Source organism: Alloactinosynnema sp. L-07 (assembly GCF_900070365.1).
Taxonomy (GTDB): Bacteria; Actinomycetota; Actinomycetes; order Mycobacteriales; family Pseudonocardiaceae; genus Actinokineospora.
The window spans coordinates 5,023,417-5,037,279 of sequence record NZ_LN850107.1; the positions used below are offsets into that span (position 1 = coordinate 5,023,417).

General features: G+C 70.3%; 16 protein-coding genes. 12 read left to right on the forward strand and 4 right to left on the reverse strand.

Annotated elements, in window-relative coordinates; all coding sequences use genetic code 11:
* Positions 1–108: 108 nt before the first annotated feature.
* Both BN1701_RS35910 and BN1701_RS22435 read left to right on the forward strand, forming a co-directional pair.
* Positions 109–525 carry a hypothetical protein gene (locus BN1701_RS35910; RefSeq protein ID WP_157368161.1) on the forward strand — a complete coding sequence of 139 codons (417 nt, stop codon included), beginning with the start codon at positions 109–111 and terminating at the stop codon, positions 523–525.
* Positions 525–2,615 (forward strand): bifunctional polysaccharide deacetylase/glycosyltransferase family 2 protein, encoded by a 2,091-nt coding sequence (locus tag BN1701_RS22435; protein ID WP_054051913.1) that lies wholly within the window; start codon positions 525–527, stop codon positions 2,613–2,615. The genes BN1701_RS35910 and BN1701_RS22435 overlap by 1 nt, the downstream gene beginning before the upstream one ends.
* Here the strand turns inward: BN1701_RS22435 and BN1701_RS22440 are convergent.
* Positions 2,612–3,424 carry a methyltransferase domain-containing protein gene (locus tag BN1701_RS22440; protein WP_054056046.1) on the reverse strand — a complete coding sequence of 271 codons (813 nt, stop codon included), beginning with the start codon at positions 3,422–3,424 and terminating at the stop codon, positions 2,612–2,614. The genes BN1701_RS22435 and BN1701_RS22440 overlap by 4 nt on opposite strands.
* Before the next feature lie 57 nt (positions 3,425–3,481).
* Here BN1701_RS22440 and BN1701_RS22445 point away from each other — a divergent pair, with 57 nt between their 5' ends.
* Positions 3,482–4,135 carry a DUF1707 domain-containing protein gene (locus tag BN1701_RS22445; RefSeq protein ID WP_054051915.1) on the forward strand — a complete coding sequence of 218 codons (654 nt, stop codon included), beginning with the start codon at positions 3,482–3,484 and terminating at the stop codon, positions 4,133–4,135.
* An 80-nt stretch (positions 4,136–4,215) separates the two neighbouring features.
* Here BN1701_RS22445 and BN1701_RS22450 read toward each other — a convergent pair whose 3' ends face one another.
* Entirely contained in the window at positions 4,216–4,872 is a 657-nt protein-coding gene (locus BN1701_RS22450) for a TetR/AcrR family transcriptional regulator C-terminal domain-containing protein (RefSeq protein WP_054051917.1), read from the reverse strand.
* Between the two features lie 55 nt (positions 4,873–4,927).
* Between BN1701_RS22450 and BN1701_RS22455 the strand changes: the two genes are divergently transcribed.
* Genes BN1701_RS22455 through BN1701_RS22470 form a run of 4 tightly spaced genes read left to right on the forward strand, consistent with a single transcriptional unit; the run spans position 4,928 to position 8,803 of the window.
* On the forward strand, positions 4,928–5,542 hold the full coding sequence (locus BN1701_RS22455) for a hypothetical protein (RefSeq protein ID WP_054051919.1): 615 nt from the start codon (positions 4,928–4,930) through the stop codon (positions 5,540–5,542).
* Between the two features lie 9 nt (positions 5,543–5,551).
* A complete protein-coding gene (deoC, locus tag BN1701_RS22460; protein ID WP_054051921.1) occupies positions 5,552–6,517 on the forward strand; it encodes a deoxyribose-phosphate aldolase in 966 nt (321 codons plus the stop codon).
* A gap of 2 nt (positions 6,518–6,519) precedes the next feature.
* On the forward strand, positions 6,520–7,950 hold the full coding sequence (locus BN1701_RS22465; RefSeq protein ID WP_054051923.1) for an aldehyde dehydrogenase family protein: 1,431 nt from the start codon (positions 6,520–6,522) through the stop codon (positions 7,948–7,950).
* Positions 7,943–8,803 carry an aldehyde dehydrogenase family protein gene (locus BN1701_RS22470; RefSeq protein WP_054051925.1) on the forward strand — a complete coding sequence of 287 codons (861 nt, stop codon included), beginning with the start codon at positions 7,943–7,945 and terminating at the stop codon, positions 8,801–8,803. The genes BN1701_RS22465 and BN1701_RS22470 overlap by 8 nt, the downstream gene beginning before the upstream one ends.
* Here BN1701_RS22470 and BN1701_RS22475 read toward each other — a convergent pair.
* Together BN1701_RS22475 and BN1701_RS22480 are read right to left on the reverse strand one after the other, a co-directional pair.
* Positions 8,800–9,381, reverse strand: a complete 582-nt coding sequence (locus BN1701_RS22475) for a Fic family protein (RefSeq protein WP_054051927.1) — start codon at positions 9,379–9,381, stop codon at positions 8,800–8,802. The genes BN1701_RS22470 and BN1701_RS22475 overlap by 4 nt on opposite strands.
* The gene (locus BN1701_RS22480; protein ID WP_054051929.1) at positions 9,378–9,968 is read right to left on the reverse strand and encodes a type II toxin-antitoxin system antitoxin SocA domain-containing protein; all 591 of its coding nucleotides are present in this window, start codon (positions 9,966–9,968) and stop codon (positions 9,378–9,380) included. Before BN1701_RS22480 ends, BN1701_RS22475 begins: the two co-directional genes overlap by 4 nt.
* A gap of 190 nt (positions 9,969–10,158) precedes the next feature.
* Between BN1701_RS22480 and BN1701_RS22485 the strand changes: the two genes are divergently transcribed.
* The 5 genes from BN1701_RS22485 to BN1701_RS22505 all read left to right on the forward strand — a co-directional run bounded on the left by BN1701_RS22485 (position 10,159) and on the right by BN1701_RS22505 (position 13,845).
* Complete coding sequence (locus BN1701_RS22485) at positions 10,159–10,500, forward strand: hypothetical protein (RefSeq protein ID WP_054051931.1); 342 nt, start codon at positions 10,159–10,161, stop codon at positions 10,498–10,500.
* Complete coding sequence (locus tag BN1701_RS36525; RefSeq protein WP_054051933.1) at positions 10,497–11,597, forward strand: C40 family peptidase; 1,101 nt, start codon at positions 10,497–10,499, stop codon at positions 11,595–11,597. The genes BN1701_RS22485 and BN1701_RS36525 overlap by 4 nt, the downstream gene beginning before the upstream one ends.
* Before the next feature lie 20 nt (positions 11,598–11,617).
* Positions 11,618–12,010 (forward strand): YbaB/EbfC family nucleoid-associated protein, encoded by a 393-nt coding sequence (locus BN1701_RS22495; RefSeq protein ID WP_054051934.1) that lies wholly within the window; start codon positions 11,618–11,620, stop codon positions 12,008–12,010.
* The gene (locus tag BN1701_RS22500; RefSeq protein ID WP_054051937.1) at positions 12,007–12,528 is read left to right on the forward strand and encodes a YbaB/EbfC family nucleoid-associated protein; all 522 of its coding nucleotides are present in this window, start codon (positions 12,007–12,009) and stop codon (positions 12,526–12,528) included. Before BN1701_RS22495 ends, BN1701_RS22500 begins: the two co-directional genes overlap by 4 nt.
* A gap of 69 nt (positions 12,529–12,597) precedes the next feature.
* Entirely contained in the window at positions 12,598–13,845 is a 1,248-nt protein-coding gene (locus BN1701_RS22505) for a hypothetical protein (RefSeq protein ID WP_054051939.1), read from the forward strand.
* Positions 13,846–13,863 lie beyond the last annotated feature (18 nt).

Consider the following 13,863-nt stretch of genomic DNA (forward strand, 5'->3'; position numbering starts at 1 on the left):
GGTAGCGGCTCCGACCGAGTTTTTCGGCAAAGGCCACCGCGCTCGCGGTGTCATTCCTTCGGCCCACGCCACCCGTTAGGGTGAGCCGTCCGCCGAGCTGGAGTGACGATGCCCGACAGATCCGCCGCACCGGTGTTCGTCGACCCCACCGGGAGACGCCGCAAGACCGTGCGCACCACCACGCTCGTGACCGTGGGCACGCTGACCACCGTCGGCGGCCTGCTCGTCGCGGCCCTGCTCGGGGCCCCGATCGGGCCGACCGCGTCGCTGCCGGTGCCGCCGCCGCCGTCCGCGCCCGCCGTCCCGTTGCAACAGCCCGACCAGGGCGACCCGAGCCGACCGGCGAGTTCGACCACCCGCAAGCCCGCGACCACCACCACGACGAAGGCCTCGACCAAGCCTGCCCAGGGCGCTCCGGTCACCACCACCACCGCTGACGCGGGCGAGACCACCACAACGACCAGCAAACCGGGCAACCCGACCCCGGGCAGGCCGTCCGACCGCCCGACCAAGCCGCCCCGCTAGTGGCCCGGCATCTCAAGGCCCGCAAGCCGCGTGCGCACTGGGTCCTGCTCTCGGCGATCCTGCTGGCCGTCACCGGACTGCTCGCCGTCAACGCGTTCCTGACCGGCGGACTTGGCACCGAGCACGCGTCCCCGACCGGTTCCGCGACCGGAGTCCCCGCCGCGGCGCGCGAAGGCGGGGCGGTGATCGACCCGCGCGGCGAGGCCCCGCGCACGGTCCGGCCGAAGGACAAGATGTTCGCGCTGACCTTCGACGACGGCCCCGACCCGGAGTGGACGCCGAAGATCCTCGACGTGCTGTCCAGGCACAACGTGCACGCCACGTTCTTCGTCACCGGGGCCAACGTCGCCCGGCACCCGGGTCTGGTCGAGGAGATCGAGGAACGCGGGCACGAGATCGCCCACCACACCACCACCCACACCGACCTGCGCACGGCGGGCGAGACCCGGACCTGGCTGGAGCTACGCGCCACCGACCTGGCGCTGGCCTGGGCCGCCGACCGCACGACCGCGCTGGTCCGCCCGCCCTACGCCGCCACCCCCGCGTCGCTCGACGACCCGGCCTGGGTGGCCGCGCTGCGCTTGGGCGACGACGGGCGACTGACGGTGCTGTCCGACCTGGACTCCCAGGACTGGCGCAGGCCCGGCGTCGACGCGATCGTCGCCAACTCGACACCGAGGTCCGACGCGGGCGCGATCCTGCTGATGCACGACGCGGGCGGCGACCGGGACCAGACCGTGGCGGCGCTCGACCGACTCATCCCCGACCTGCAGGCCCGCGGCTGGGTCGTCGGGACCGTCACCGAGACAACGGGCCTGGTCGACACCGGCGGCCGCCCCGACCTGCTCACCCGCCTCGGCGGGCTGCTGCTGGTCGCGATCGTGCAGCTGGCGGAGTTCGTCACGGGCGCGCTGGAGTTCCTGCTGATCGCAGCCACGGTGGTGGCCGCGCTGCGCACGATCCTGGTGCTGGCCACGACCGGGATGCACGTCCGCCGGGTCCGGCGCGACCGCCCGAGCCCCGTAGCCGACCCCGTGACCGTGCTGGTGCCCGCGTACAACGAGGAGAAGGGCATCGAGGCCACGCTGCGCTCGGTGCTGCGCTCGCGGCACCCGGTCGAGGTCATCGTGATCGACGACGGATCGACCGACGACACCCCGCACATCGTGGCCGACCTGCGGCTGCCCAGGGTCCGGCTGATCCGCCAGGCCAACGCGGGCAAAGCCGCCGCGCTCAACACCGGCCTGGCCGCCGCGCGCACCGAACTGGTCGTGATGGTCGACGGCGACACCGTGCTGGAACCCGACGCGGTGCCGACCCTGGCCGCCCAGTTCCGGGACCCGACCGTCGGCGCGGTGTCGGGCAACGCCAAGGTGGGCAACCGCGACGGCCTGCTCGGCAAGTGGCAGCACATCGAGTACGTGATCGGCTTCAACCTCGACCGGCGGATGTACGACGTGTTGCAGTGCATGCCGACCGTGCCCGGCGCGGTGGGCGCGTTCCGCCGCTCCGCGGTGCTGGCCGTCGGCGGCGTCGGCGAGGACACCCTGGCCGAGGACACCGACCTGACCATGGCCCTGGAGCGCGACGGCTGGCGGGTCGTCTACTCGGAACGGTCGGTGGCCTGGACGGAGGCCCCGCACACCCTCGGCCAGCTGTGGAAACAGCGCTACCGCTGGTGCTACGGCACGCTGCAAGCGGTCTGGAAGCACAGGCACGCCGTCTTCGAACGCGGTGCCGCGGGCAAGCTGGGCCGTCGCGGGCTGCCTTATCTGCTGCTGTTCCAGGTCCTACTGCCGGTGCTGGCCCCGGTCGTCGACGTGGCGGCCCTGTTCGGCCTGCTGACCGGCGACGCCGTGGCCACGACGCTGACCTGGCTGGGATTCCTGATCCTGCAGACCATCCCGGCGGTGATCGCGTTCCAGTTGGACGGCGAACGGCTGCGGCCGCTGTTGGCGCTGCCGCTGCAGCAGTTCGTCTACCGGCAGCTGATGTACCTGGTCGTCATCCAGTCGGTGGCGACAGCGGTCTCGGGCGTGCGCCTGCCATGGCACAAACTGGAACGCCGGGGCCAGGCGACGCGCGTCTAGACCTTGTGCGCGAGTACGGCGAACATCGTCACCGACATGTGGAAGTCGCCTACCTCGGCGGCGACTGCCAGTTCGTCGACCAGGGCCGTGCTCTGGTCCTCGGTGATCACGCCCCGGGCGACGGCCATGGCGGCCATCACGCGCAGGAAGGAGCCGTCCCCGGTGGCGTCGGACTCCTGCAGCAGCGCCTGGGAGCCGATGTCGGTGACCTTGAGCCCGGCGCGGGTCAGCTGACCCGCGAGCCTGCGGCCGCTGTACGGGTTCGGGGTGGCGGCCAGCATCGACCCGGACAACGCGCTGAGCACCTCAGGGTCGCCGGGATGCATGATCGCGGTCGCCCAGTCGGAGTCGATCACCACGGCCCGACCGCCCGGCTTGAGGACCCGCGCGATCTCGACCGCGGCCCGCTCCGGATCGGCCAGGTGCTGGAAGACCCGCTCACACCGCACCACGTCGAACGTCGCGTCGGGGAACGGCAGTTCGTAGGCGTTGCCCTCGATGAACCGCGCCGACGACGCGTGCTCGCTGGCCCGCTCCTCGGCCACCGCGCGCATCCACGGGTTGGGCTCGACGCCGACCGCGTCCCCCGCCGACCCGACCACCGCGGCGAACGCCTGCACCTCCGAACCGGTGCCGGACCCCACGTCGAGAGCGTGCTCCCCGGGCCTGGGCGCCAGCGCGAGCATCGCCCACGACCGCAGCCGCACAATGCCGGGAAGCGCCGCCTGACGGTCGAGCACGTCGACCAACCGGGCCAGGTCGCCTGGGTTGATCTGCTCGGACCGAAAGGACGGCTGGGTGTCGGACATGGCGCCCACGGTAGCTCTTCCGCCGCCCCGTCACCCGTTAGCGCTACGCTGCCTTGCGTGAGCGAGCAGCCAGGGATCCCAGGCCCCCACGAGATGCGCGCGTCCAACGCCGACCGGGAACGCTTCTCGAAGATCCTGCACGACGCGATGGCCGAGGGCAGGCTGACCGTCAACGAACTCGAGGAACGTCTCGACCAGGTCTACGCGGCGAAGACGTATGGCGAGTTGGAGCCGGTGGTCCGCGACCTGCCGGGGCATCAGGTCGTGCCCCGTTTGAACACCGCGCCGCAGCCGCTGGCCACGCCTCTCGCGCCGTCGTCCAGGGTTGGTGGGCGTGGGACTTCGTCCAGCGCGATCGCGGTGATGTCGGGGTCTGATCGCAAGGGTGTTTGGGTGGTTCCGCCGACGTTCAACGCTATCGCGGTGATGGGCGGGGTGGAGATCGATCTGACCCAGGCGACGTTTGAGTCCGGTGAGACTGTGATTCAGGCTTTCGCGTTGATGGGTGGGGTGGAGATCACTGTGCCTGAGGACGTGACGGTGTTCGTGAATGGGTCTGGGTTCATGGGTGGGTTCGCGAATTCTGTCCGGACGCAGGCGCCTCCTGGGTCGCCGGTCGTGCGGGTGACTGGGTTCGCGATGATGGGCGGGGTGGATGTGCGGTCGCCTAAGCGGCGCAAGGAGAAGAAGGTTCGGGAGATCGAGGAATAGGTTCGCAAGCTCGCTTGGGCGTGTGATGCCTGTTTGCCTGCCCGCCACCCTCACCGCCGAATACGGCCCATAGCCACACCCTATGACGCGCGTGGTGGGGTGACGCAGCCTTCTAGCAGTGCGCGCAGCGACCATTTGAACTGTTCCACCGTGTTCCAGGTCGCCGCCGTCTCCAAGGTCGACGCGGTCAGCGGGAACGCGTCGGGATCGATGGCGAGGTGGCTTCGGGCCTCGACCAGGGCGGCCTCGGTGCTGTCGCCCAGGTCGGCGGTGGTGAGGGCGACTGAGCCGAGGACGTGCACGATCACCGCGTAGGCCGCGCGTGACGCGCTGATCGGATCAAGTCCGGCCTCCACGAACGCGCCCAGCAGCCGTTCTCCCACGATCGCGGCGGTCGGGCCGTCCATCGGCGCCGCGTGGAACAGGGCTGCAGCCCCGCGTCGTTCCAGGAGGACCTCGCGCAGGCTGATCGCATAGTCCTCGATCCGCCGCCGCCAGCCGCGTCGGCCGACCAGGACGTCCGGGTCGGCCTCGGCCAGGAGGCGGTCGACCAGCGCCCGTTCCAGCGCGGCCCGGTCGGGCAGGTAGGTGTAGAGCGTGTTCGGGCGCACGTTGAGCCGGGCCGCGACCCCGCGGATCGAGGGTGTCTCCCCGTCGAACATGCCCATCGCGGCGGTCACGATCTGGTCGGCGGAAAGGCTGCGCTTGGGGCCTCGGCGGGAGGTCTCGTCTTCCATGGAGCAACACTGTACGGTGTATCATTATTGTACGCCGTGCAGAGAAAGGCTCCTCATGCTTCCGGCTCTCCTCGTCGCGGGCGCCCTCGGCGCCAACCTGGCTTTCCTCGGCCTCGGGATCGTGTTCGACTACCCCGACGTCCTGGCCTACCCGCCGCTCGAAGTCATGGACCGCTTCGCCGACAACCAGGTCGCGGTGTCGACCCTGTTCCTCCTGCTGGCCCTCAGCGCCGGGCTGCTCGCCCCGATCTCGTTCGGCCTCGTCGCCCGGACCCCGCGGCCGGACTGGATCGTGCCGTTGGGGGTGACGGCCGCCGCGGTGCAGGTGATCGGGCTGCTGCGGTGGCCCGCGATCGTGCCGTTCATCGAGGACCCGGAGACGTTCCGCACGGTGTCGACCATCCTGGGCACGGTCGTCGGCGAGACCTTCGGCTACCTGGCCACGGCGGCATGGACCCTGGTCGTCGCCCGGCAGTTCGGCCTGCGCGTCCTCGCTATTCCGGCCGCCGCCCTGATCCTGTCCGGCGTGCTCGTCCCCCTCGGCGTCCCCGGCGCCGACCTGGCGAACTTCGTCGGCTACCTACTGTGGAGCCTCTGGCTGATCGCGCTGGCGTGGCGGGTGTGGCGGGCCAGCGGCGACGCCCGGGTCGAGACGGCCGCCGCGGCCTAGACTCAGACCATGGCTGTGTCCTCGACGAAGACGTCGATCCCTCCCGAGTTCGCCGACGCCACCCGCGACGAGACCTCGCTGCGGCGGTTCCTCCACGGCCTTCCCGGCGTGGACCAGGTCGGGGTCGAGCAGCGGGCCGCTGGCCTGGCGACCCGCAGCATCAAGAAGGCCAGCAAGCTGTGGGCGATCGACATGGCGATCGCCATGGTCGATCTGACCACCCTCGAAGGCGCCGACACCGCGGGCAAGGTCCGCTCGCTGTGCGCCAAAGCCCGCAGGCCCGATCCGGAGCGGCCCGACGTCCCACACGTCGCCGCGGTCTGTGTCTATCCGGACATGGTCGAGACCGCCGTCGCCGAGGTCCAGGGGACCGGGGTGGGGGTGGCGAGCGTGGCCACGGCGTTCCCCTCCGGCCGGTCGAGCCTGCGGATCAAGATCGCCGACACCGAGCTGGCCGTCGAGGCGGGCGCCACCGAGATCGACATGGTGATCGACCGGGGTGCGTTCCTGTCCGGGCACTACGGACAGGTCTTCGACGAGATCCGCACCATCAAGCACGCCTGCGGCGACGCCCATCTCAAGGTCATCCTGGAGACGGGCGAGCTGGCCACCTACGACAACGTCCGCCGCGCCTCCTGGCTGGCCCTGCTCGCGGGCGGCGACTTCATCAAGACCTCCACCGGCAAGGTCTCCCCCGCGGCCACCCTGCCGGTGACCCACGTGATGCTGCAGGCCGTGCACGACTGGCACGCCGCGACGGACGAGCTGCGCGGGGTCAAGCCCGCGGGCGGCATCCGCAACACCAAGGACGCCATCCGCTACCTGGTGGCCGTCCAGGAGGTCGCAGGCCCGCAGTGGCTCGACCCGCACCTGTTCCGCTTCGGCGCCTCCAGCCTGCTCAACGACCTGCTCATGCAGCGCCGCACGCAGTTGGAAGGCAACTACAGCGGCCCCGACTATGTGACGGTGGACTAGAGATGACCTTCGACTACGCCCCCGCGCCGGAGTCGCGGGGCATCGCGAACCTCAAGCCGAGCTACCGGATGTTCCTCGACGGAGAGTTCGTCGAAGGCGCCGGTGAGCCGCTCAAGACGATCAACCCGGCCACCGAGGAGGTGCTGGCCGAGGTGAGCACCGCCGCACCGTCCGATGTGGACCGCGCGGTGAAAGCCGCGGCCCGCGCGCAGGACAAGGTGTGGGGCCCGATGTCGGGTGCCGAGCGGGCCAAGTACATCTACCGGATCGCCAGGATGGTGGCCGAGCGGTCGCGTGAGCTGGCGGTCCTGGAGAGCCTGGACAACGGCAAGCCGATCAAGGAATCCCGCGACGTCGACGTGCCCACGGCCGCGGCGCACTTCTTCTACCACGCGGGTTGGGCCGACAAATTGGCCTACGCGGGCTACGGACCCGACCCGCAGCCGCTTGGCGTGGCGGGCCAGGTCATCCCGTGGAACTTCCCGCTGCTCATGGCCGCGTGGAAGATCGCCCCGGCGCTGGCCTGCGGAAACACCGTCGTACTCAAGCCCGCCGAGACCACGCCGCTGTCCGCGCTGGTCCTCGCCGAGATCATCCAGCAGGCCGAGCTGCCGCCGGGCGTGGTCAACATCCTGCCCGGCGCCGGCGACGTCGGCGCCGAGCTGGTCAACCACCCCGGCGTCAACAAGGTGGCCTTCACCGGCTCCACCGAGGTCGGCAAGATCATCCAGAAGTCGCTGGCGGGCAAGGGCAAGAAGCTCACCCTCGAACTCGGCGGCAAGGCCGCGAACGTGGTCTTCGACGACGCGCCGCTCGACCAGGCCGTCGAGGGCATCGTCAACGGCATCTTCTTCAACCAGGGCCACGTCTGCTGCGCGGGCTCGCGCCTGCTGGTGCAGGAGTCGATCGCCGAGGAACTGCTGGCCAAGCTGCACAAGCGCGTCTCGACGCTGCGCATCGGCGACCCGCTGGACAAGAACACCGACGTCGGCGCGATCAACTCGCGCGAGCAGCTCACCAAGATCCAGGAGCTGGTGGCCACCGGCGAGTCCGAGGGCGCGATCCGGTGGACCTCGTCGTGCCCGCTGCCGGACAAGGGCTTCTTCTTCGCCCCGACCGTGTTCGCCAACGTCAGCCAGGCCATGCGGATCGCCCGCGAGGAGATCTTCGGCCCGGTCCTGTCGGTCCTCACGTTCCGCACGCCAGACGAGGCGGTCACCAAGGCCAACAACACCCCGTACGGGCTGTCGGCCGGGATCTGGACCGAGAAGGGCTCGCGGATCCTCTGGATGGCCAACAAGCTGCGCGCGGGCGTGGTGTGGGCCAACACGTTCAACCGGTTCGACCCGACCGCGCCGTTCGGCGGGTACCAGGAGTCTGGCTTCGGTCGCGAGGGTGGCCGCACTGGTCTGGAGGCTTACCTCGATGTCTGATCGTCTCAGCGTCGCCAAGACATACAAGCTGTACCTGGGCGGAGCGTTCCCACGGTCGGAATCCGGCCGCACCTACCAGGTCGTGGACTCGCGCGGGAAATTCCTCGCCAACGCCGCGCAAGCGTCCCGAAAGGACGTTCGCGACGCGGTTGTGGCGGCGCGCGGCGCCTTCGGCAAGTGGTCCGGCGCCACCGCCTACAACCGGGGCCAGGTGCTCTACCGAGTCGCGGAGCTGCTGGAGGGCAGGCGCGAGCAGTTCGTCGCCGAGGTATCGGCCAGCGAGGGCGTGCAGGCCAAGAAGGCCCAGTCCATTGTGGACGCCGCGATCGACCGCTGGGTCTGGTACGCGGGCTGGACCGACAAGATCGCCACGGTCCTGGGCGCGTCGAACCCGGTGGCGGGGCCGTACTTCTCGTTCTCGGTGCCGGAGCCGACCGGCGTGGTCGCGGTGCTGGCGCCGCAGAAGTCGTCGCTGCTGGGGTTGGTGAGCGTGATCGCCCCGGTGATCGCGACCGGCTGCACGGCGGTCGTGGTCACCAGCCAGGACCGACCGCTGCCCGCCATCACCCTCTCGGAGGTCCTGGCGACCTCGGACGTGCCGGGCGGCGTGGTCAACCTGCTGACCGGCCACACCGCAGAGCTGGCTCCGTGGCTGGCCTCACACGCCGACGTCAACGCCCTGGATCTGACCGGCGCCCCGGACGACCTGCGCGCCGAACTGGAGGCGTCGGCGTCGGGCACGGTCAAGCGGGTGCTGCGCGCGGCTGAGCAGGATTGGGCCCGGCAGCCGGATATCAGCAGGCTGCGGGCGGTCCTGGAGACCAAGACCGTGTGGCACCCGATGGGCGTCTAGATCGGCTTTAAAGCGGCGTCGAAAAGCTCGGCGAGCCGACCCGGTTCGCCGAGCATCGCGCCGTTGCAAGCCTCGATGTAGTGGGCACCCACCAGGGTGGCGATGTCGAGCTCCCAACCAGCGTGCGCCGCGAGGTGGCGGAAGAACGCCCGCTGCGTTCGACCGTTGCCTTCTCGGAACGGGTGGACGACGTTGACCTCGATGAAGAAGTAAGTGAATCGGGCCAGGTAAGTGGCCCGGTCGAGCCCGACGAGCAGATTCTCCTTGTGCAGCTTGGCGAACACCTCGTGCAGTGCGGTCTCGACATGCAGCCAGCTGGCGAAGAAGGCGCCCGGCTTGGCGATGTTGACCCTGCGCGGATCCCCCGCCCACTCGTAGATGTCGCGGAACAGGTGCCGGTGGTAGGCCCGCAGGTGCCTGAAGTCGAACTGGCCAGGCAGGGGCGCGCGCCGCAGGTCGTCCTCGCGGAGGAAGGTGATGTCGCGCTCCACCTCGGCGAGTGCCACGGGATCGTCAAGTTCGAACAGGTTGAACAGAACACCGGTCGCGGGATCGGTGTAGGGGTCGCTCTGGGTCACCGACCGACTAGTTCCTTGATCCGCCGACGCACGGCTTCATCGGTGGTCATCTCGCCGCGACCGACCGCGCGTGCGTAGTCGATGGCCTCGGCCGAGACCTCCATTCCTTCGAGCCGCGCGTTGGCCACCGCTTGGGCGATGGCCGTCTCCGAGTCGACGGTCAACCGGCCGAAATACGCGGCCATGACCTGCTCGGACAACGGCTCAGAACTGGGCTCGTCGTCGGACAGTCCGGCCCTGGCCACCCGCCATGGCTCTTCGTCGTGGGTCATCGCGCTGAGTTGGTGGCGGTCGAAGCCCGCGTACCGGGCCACCACCCACCGCACGGTCTCGCGGTATTCACTGTCGAGGCGGTCCGGGTCGCCCTCGTCCCAACAGGCGACCTCGCGCTTGCCCTCGTGATGCTTGTAGACCTCGGGAACCACCGGACCCGCGCGCCACGCCTCGATGCGGTCGGGGAACACCGGCTTGCCACTCGTGGCCAAGTGCCATCCCTGCACGTAGTAGAGCAGTTTCTGCAACCGCATCGGCGAATCCGGCCCGGTCTCGGCAAGAATCGCGGCGGCGACGTCGTGCACGTCGGCCACACTGGCCTCCCAGGTCGAGGTTGAACGGCGTCTCGCAAGCTCCATATTACCGTGTTCACCTGCGAAAGTCGTCCGTTCGGGGTGCGCTGTGGATAACTTCCCACCCAGTTGAGCACGGTGCCCTAACCTGAATTCCGAGGGAGCCAGGCAGGCGTGGCGTGCGTCCAAGCGCGCGACACAAGGGGGAGATGTGACGCGACCGGACACCGGCGGCTACTACGGCGAGGAAGACGCCTTCGCGGCATACACCGCCGGGGTGAACCCGCTGGCCGACCAGCTCAGGGGCATGGCCGACAAGGATCTCGCGCCGCACGGGGAGTTCGGCGACGAGGCGTTCTCGATCATCGGCGGTGAGGTCGGGCTGAGCCAGGCGATCCGCTCGGCCACCCAGGACCAGCTCAAGCGCGTCCGCGGGCTGGCCGACAGCATGGGCAACACCGCCGAGGCCGTGCGCAACACCTGGACCAACATGCAGAGCACCGAGGACGACGCGACGGCCGCGCTGCGGCGGGCGGCGGGTGAGATCTCGTGACCGCCCCCGTGCGCGACCTGCTGGAGCCGATGATTCAGCCCGCGGCCACCGCCCAGCGCCACCTGGCCACCGACGACGCCGCGATCGACCGGATCGGCGGCGCGCACGCCACGGTCAGCGCGACCCTCGACACCACCGCCTACGACGCCACGCGGAACGCGACCGCGCTGCATGCGGGCTGGACCGGCCAGGGCAGCACCCGCCACCAGTCCGACGTCAGCGGGCAGAGCCAGGCGGGCGCCGAGCTGAGTCAGTACAGCGCGGGCGTGCAGCAGGCCGTGCGCGAGGCAGGCGAGATCCTCAAGGTCGGCCAGAAGGTCAACCAGGACCAGATCGATGACTTCAACCGCAAAGCCGCCGAACTCCTGCAGGCCGCCGCGGCGCTGCGGCAGGCGGGCGACCCGGCGGGCGCGCAGCAGAAGCTCACCGAGCTGGCCCGCTACGCCGCCCAGCTCACCGGCGACACGTCGACGAACCTCGACACCGTGATGACCCAGCTCAGCGGCGTCGTCACCAAGCTGACCGGCGGCTCGCAGTCGACCACCCCATCCGGCGCCACCTCGCCGACCGCCTACAACGACCGCCAAGGCGGCGGTGGGGGCGGAGGCGGCGGTGGTGGAGGGGGCGGCGGAGGCGGTGGCGGCGGAGGTGTGGCCACCAAGCGCAGGCTGCCGATGGCCATCCCGCCGCAGCCGGGCACGGGCGTGCAGGTCAACCTGCCCGACGGCAGCTCGGTCATGGCGCCCAACGAGACCGCCGCGAAGGCCGTGCGCGCCGCGCTGAGCCAGCTCGGTGTTCCTTATGTCTGGGGCGGCACGGCGCCGGGGTCGGGCCTCGACTGCAGCGGCCTGACGCAGTACGCCTACGGCGAGGGCGGCCTGGACATCCCCCGCACGTCCCGCGAGCAGGATATCGGCGCCGAGGTGCCGTCGGCCGACCAGCTGCTGCCCGGCGACCTGGTCTGCTGGGAGGGCCATGTGGCGATGTACATCGGCAACGGCCAGATCGTCGAGGCTGGCGACCCGGTGCAGGTCGGCCCGCTGCGTACGACCAACTCCGGGATGCCGTTCGTCGGTTTCTACCGGCCGACCGGCTGAGCCTGCGGCACACTAGCTCCGTGGAGATCGATATCGGTCATGAGCTCGACGCGGTCCAGCGCAAGGTCGAGCAGACGGAGCAGCGCGCGCAGCGGATCGGGCCGGTCACCGGCCAAGCCGCCAGCGGCGACGGCGCGGTCACCGTGGAGGTCCGCCCCGGCGGCCTGCTCAGCTCCGTCACGCTGACCCCGGCCGCGCTGTCGAGCGGGTCCGAGGCGCTGGCCGCGCAGATCATGGCGCTGGCCGAGCGCGCGACCCGGCGCGCGGGGGCCGCGATGCACCAGACGCTCGCGCCGGTCCTGGGGCCCGAAGGCGAGAAGCACCTGACGTCGCTGGGCTACGAGCCCGACGACGACGATGAGGACGAGGCGTTCGACAGCCCACTCGGCCACCGCCCGCGGCGGACCAGATGACCGAACGCGAGCCGGTCCGCCGGTCCACCAAGCAGCTCATCGAGGACGGCCGCGCGCGTCAGGAAGCGCTGGCGGGCATCGACACCGTGCTGCAGAGCGTGCGCGGCACCGCCTACGACAACCACCAGAGCATCCGGGTCACCGTCGACGGCCGCGGCAAGCTGATCGAGCTGTGGCTGCGCCCCGACGCGGTCCGCTGGGGTGCCGACCAACTCGGCAGGCTCATCGTGATGGTGGCCCAAGCCGCCATGGACCAGGCCACCCAAGCCGGCTACAACAAGCTCGCCCCGATCCTGGGCGACACTATGACCTACGCCATAGAGTTGATCTCTGGCCGGTCGGCTCCGGCCAGACAGCCCAACGCGGGCGGCATAACGGCCGAGGAGTTCCAGCGCGGGCGCGATGAACGGTTGCGTTCGAGCGCCGACCGGTCACAGCGCGAACCCGTCGAGGATGACGGCTTCGACCCCGACGATCCGCTGTCGTTCGACCTGTCCTCCCTACGTTCGGACCGGTGATCCCGACCCCGTAGGCTGCCGCCTGCACCCCACGTACGCCGATGGCTGCGCGCACCAGGAGGACCTCCAATGGCCCAGGACATCGTCCCGATCGAGCTCGGGCTGCCCCAGGGTGACGTCGTCACGCTGTGGGCGCCGCGCTGGCGGGAAGAAGGTGAGGAATGGGAGGCGTTCCTCGGCCACGAGGACGACCTCTACGCGTTCCCCGACGCCGCCCATCTCGCCGCTTTCGTTCGCACCACCGAAGAGCACGACCTGTCCGACCACCCGGCCTGGCACCTGGTGCCCGCGCTGTCGGTGGCCGAGCTGATGCCCGACGAGGCCCACCAGTACGACCTGGTCGGCGTGCCGGAGCTGGCCGCGGAGGAGCCCGACACCTGGACGATCGGCGAACTCGCCGAGATCGTCGAGATCGTGCGCTCGCTGGCCGACGTGTGCGAGCTCGACGAGGTGCACGAGGTGCTCAACTCGGCCGACGGCTTCGCGGTGCTCAACCAGGGCACCCTGCCGTTCACCGGCCGCGACGGCGAGCGCCTGTGGACCGACCTCGCCGAGACCATCGCCGAGCGCTGGGACGAGGTCCTCGACGCGCTGGACTCGGTGGTCACCGTCCCGACGGTCGACGAGGTCGCGCTGGAGAAGAGCGCCGAGGAACTCGCCGCCTTCCACGCCGACGCGGCCGAGGCCGCTGACGCCGCCGCGGAGGACGACGACATCGAGCCCGTCGCCGAGACCACCGAAGATGCCGAGGAAGAGGTTCCGGTCGGCTTCTGGGGCGAGGTCGGCATCGACCCGATCAAGATCATCGTCAGCGGGCACGAGTACTACACCCTGCGCTGCTACCTCGACGACGAGCCGATCTTCCTCGGCTCCGACGGCAAGATCGACGTCGCGGGCTCCGCGCGCGGCCTGGCGAAGTTCCTGGCCACCGGCGACCACGGCGACAACGACCTCGCCGAGGTGTCGACGTGGGAGGAGGTGGCCACCAAGGCCACCGACGGCAGCCTGGAACTCGAAGTCGAGACCGACAACACCTATGTGCTGCAGGGCCTCGGCGACGACCTGGCCGAAGGCGTGGACGCGGTCGACCCGGTGCAGCTCGACCTCGCGGTGGAGCTGCTGACCGACACCGCGGACTGGGCCGACGACGGATCGGTCACCGAGGCGCTCAACCAGTCGGAGAGCCTGGGCTGGCTGGTCAGCTTCATCCTGGCCCCGGACCCGACCCGCTTGGCCCCCAGCGCCCCATTCGACACGGAGTCGGCGCAGTGGAACAAGCTGGTGCAGACCTTCGAGGACCGGCTCCGCGCGCACTGATCCTCAAGCTGTGAACGA

Bases quoted from the DNA above. Each gene is read 5' to 3' on its own strand.
- BN1701_RS35910 (WP_157368161.1), top strand. From the start codon at position 109: ATGCCCGACAGATCCGCCGCACCGGTGTTCGTCGACCCCACCGGGAGA.
- BN1701_RS22440 (WP_054056046.1), bottom strand. From the start codon at position 3,424: ATGTCCGACACCCAGCCGTCCTTTCGGTCCGAGCAGATCAACCCAGGC.
- BN1701_RS22450 (WP_054051917.1), bottom strand. From the start codon at position 4,872: ATGGAAGACGAGACCTCCCGCCGAGGCCCCAAGCGCAGCCTTTCCGCC.
- BN1701_RS22455 (WP_054051919.1), top strand. From the start codon at position 4,928: ATGCTTCCGGCTCTCCTCGTCGCGGGCGCCCTCGGCGCCAACCTGGCT.
- deoC (WP_054051921.1), top strand. From the start codon at position 5,552: ATGGCTGTGTCCTCGACGAAGACGTCGATCCCTCCCGAGTTCGCCGAC.
- BN1701_RS22465 (WP_054051923.1), top strand. From the start codon at position 6,520: ATGACCTTCGACTACGCCCCCGCGCCGGAGTCGCGGGGCATCGCGAAC.
- BN1701_RS22470 (WP_054051925.1), top strand. From the start codon at position 7,943: ATGTCTGATCGTCTCAGCGTCGCCAAGACATACAAGCTGTACCTGGGC.
- BN1701_RS22500 (WP_054051937.1), top strand. From the start codon at position 12,007: ATGACCGAACGCGAGCCGGTCCGCCGGTCCACCAAGCAGCTCATCGAG.
- BN1701_RS22505 (WP_054051939.1), top strand. From the start codon at position 12,598: ATGGCCCAGGACATCGTCCCGATCGAGCTCGGGCTGCCCCAGGGTGAC.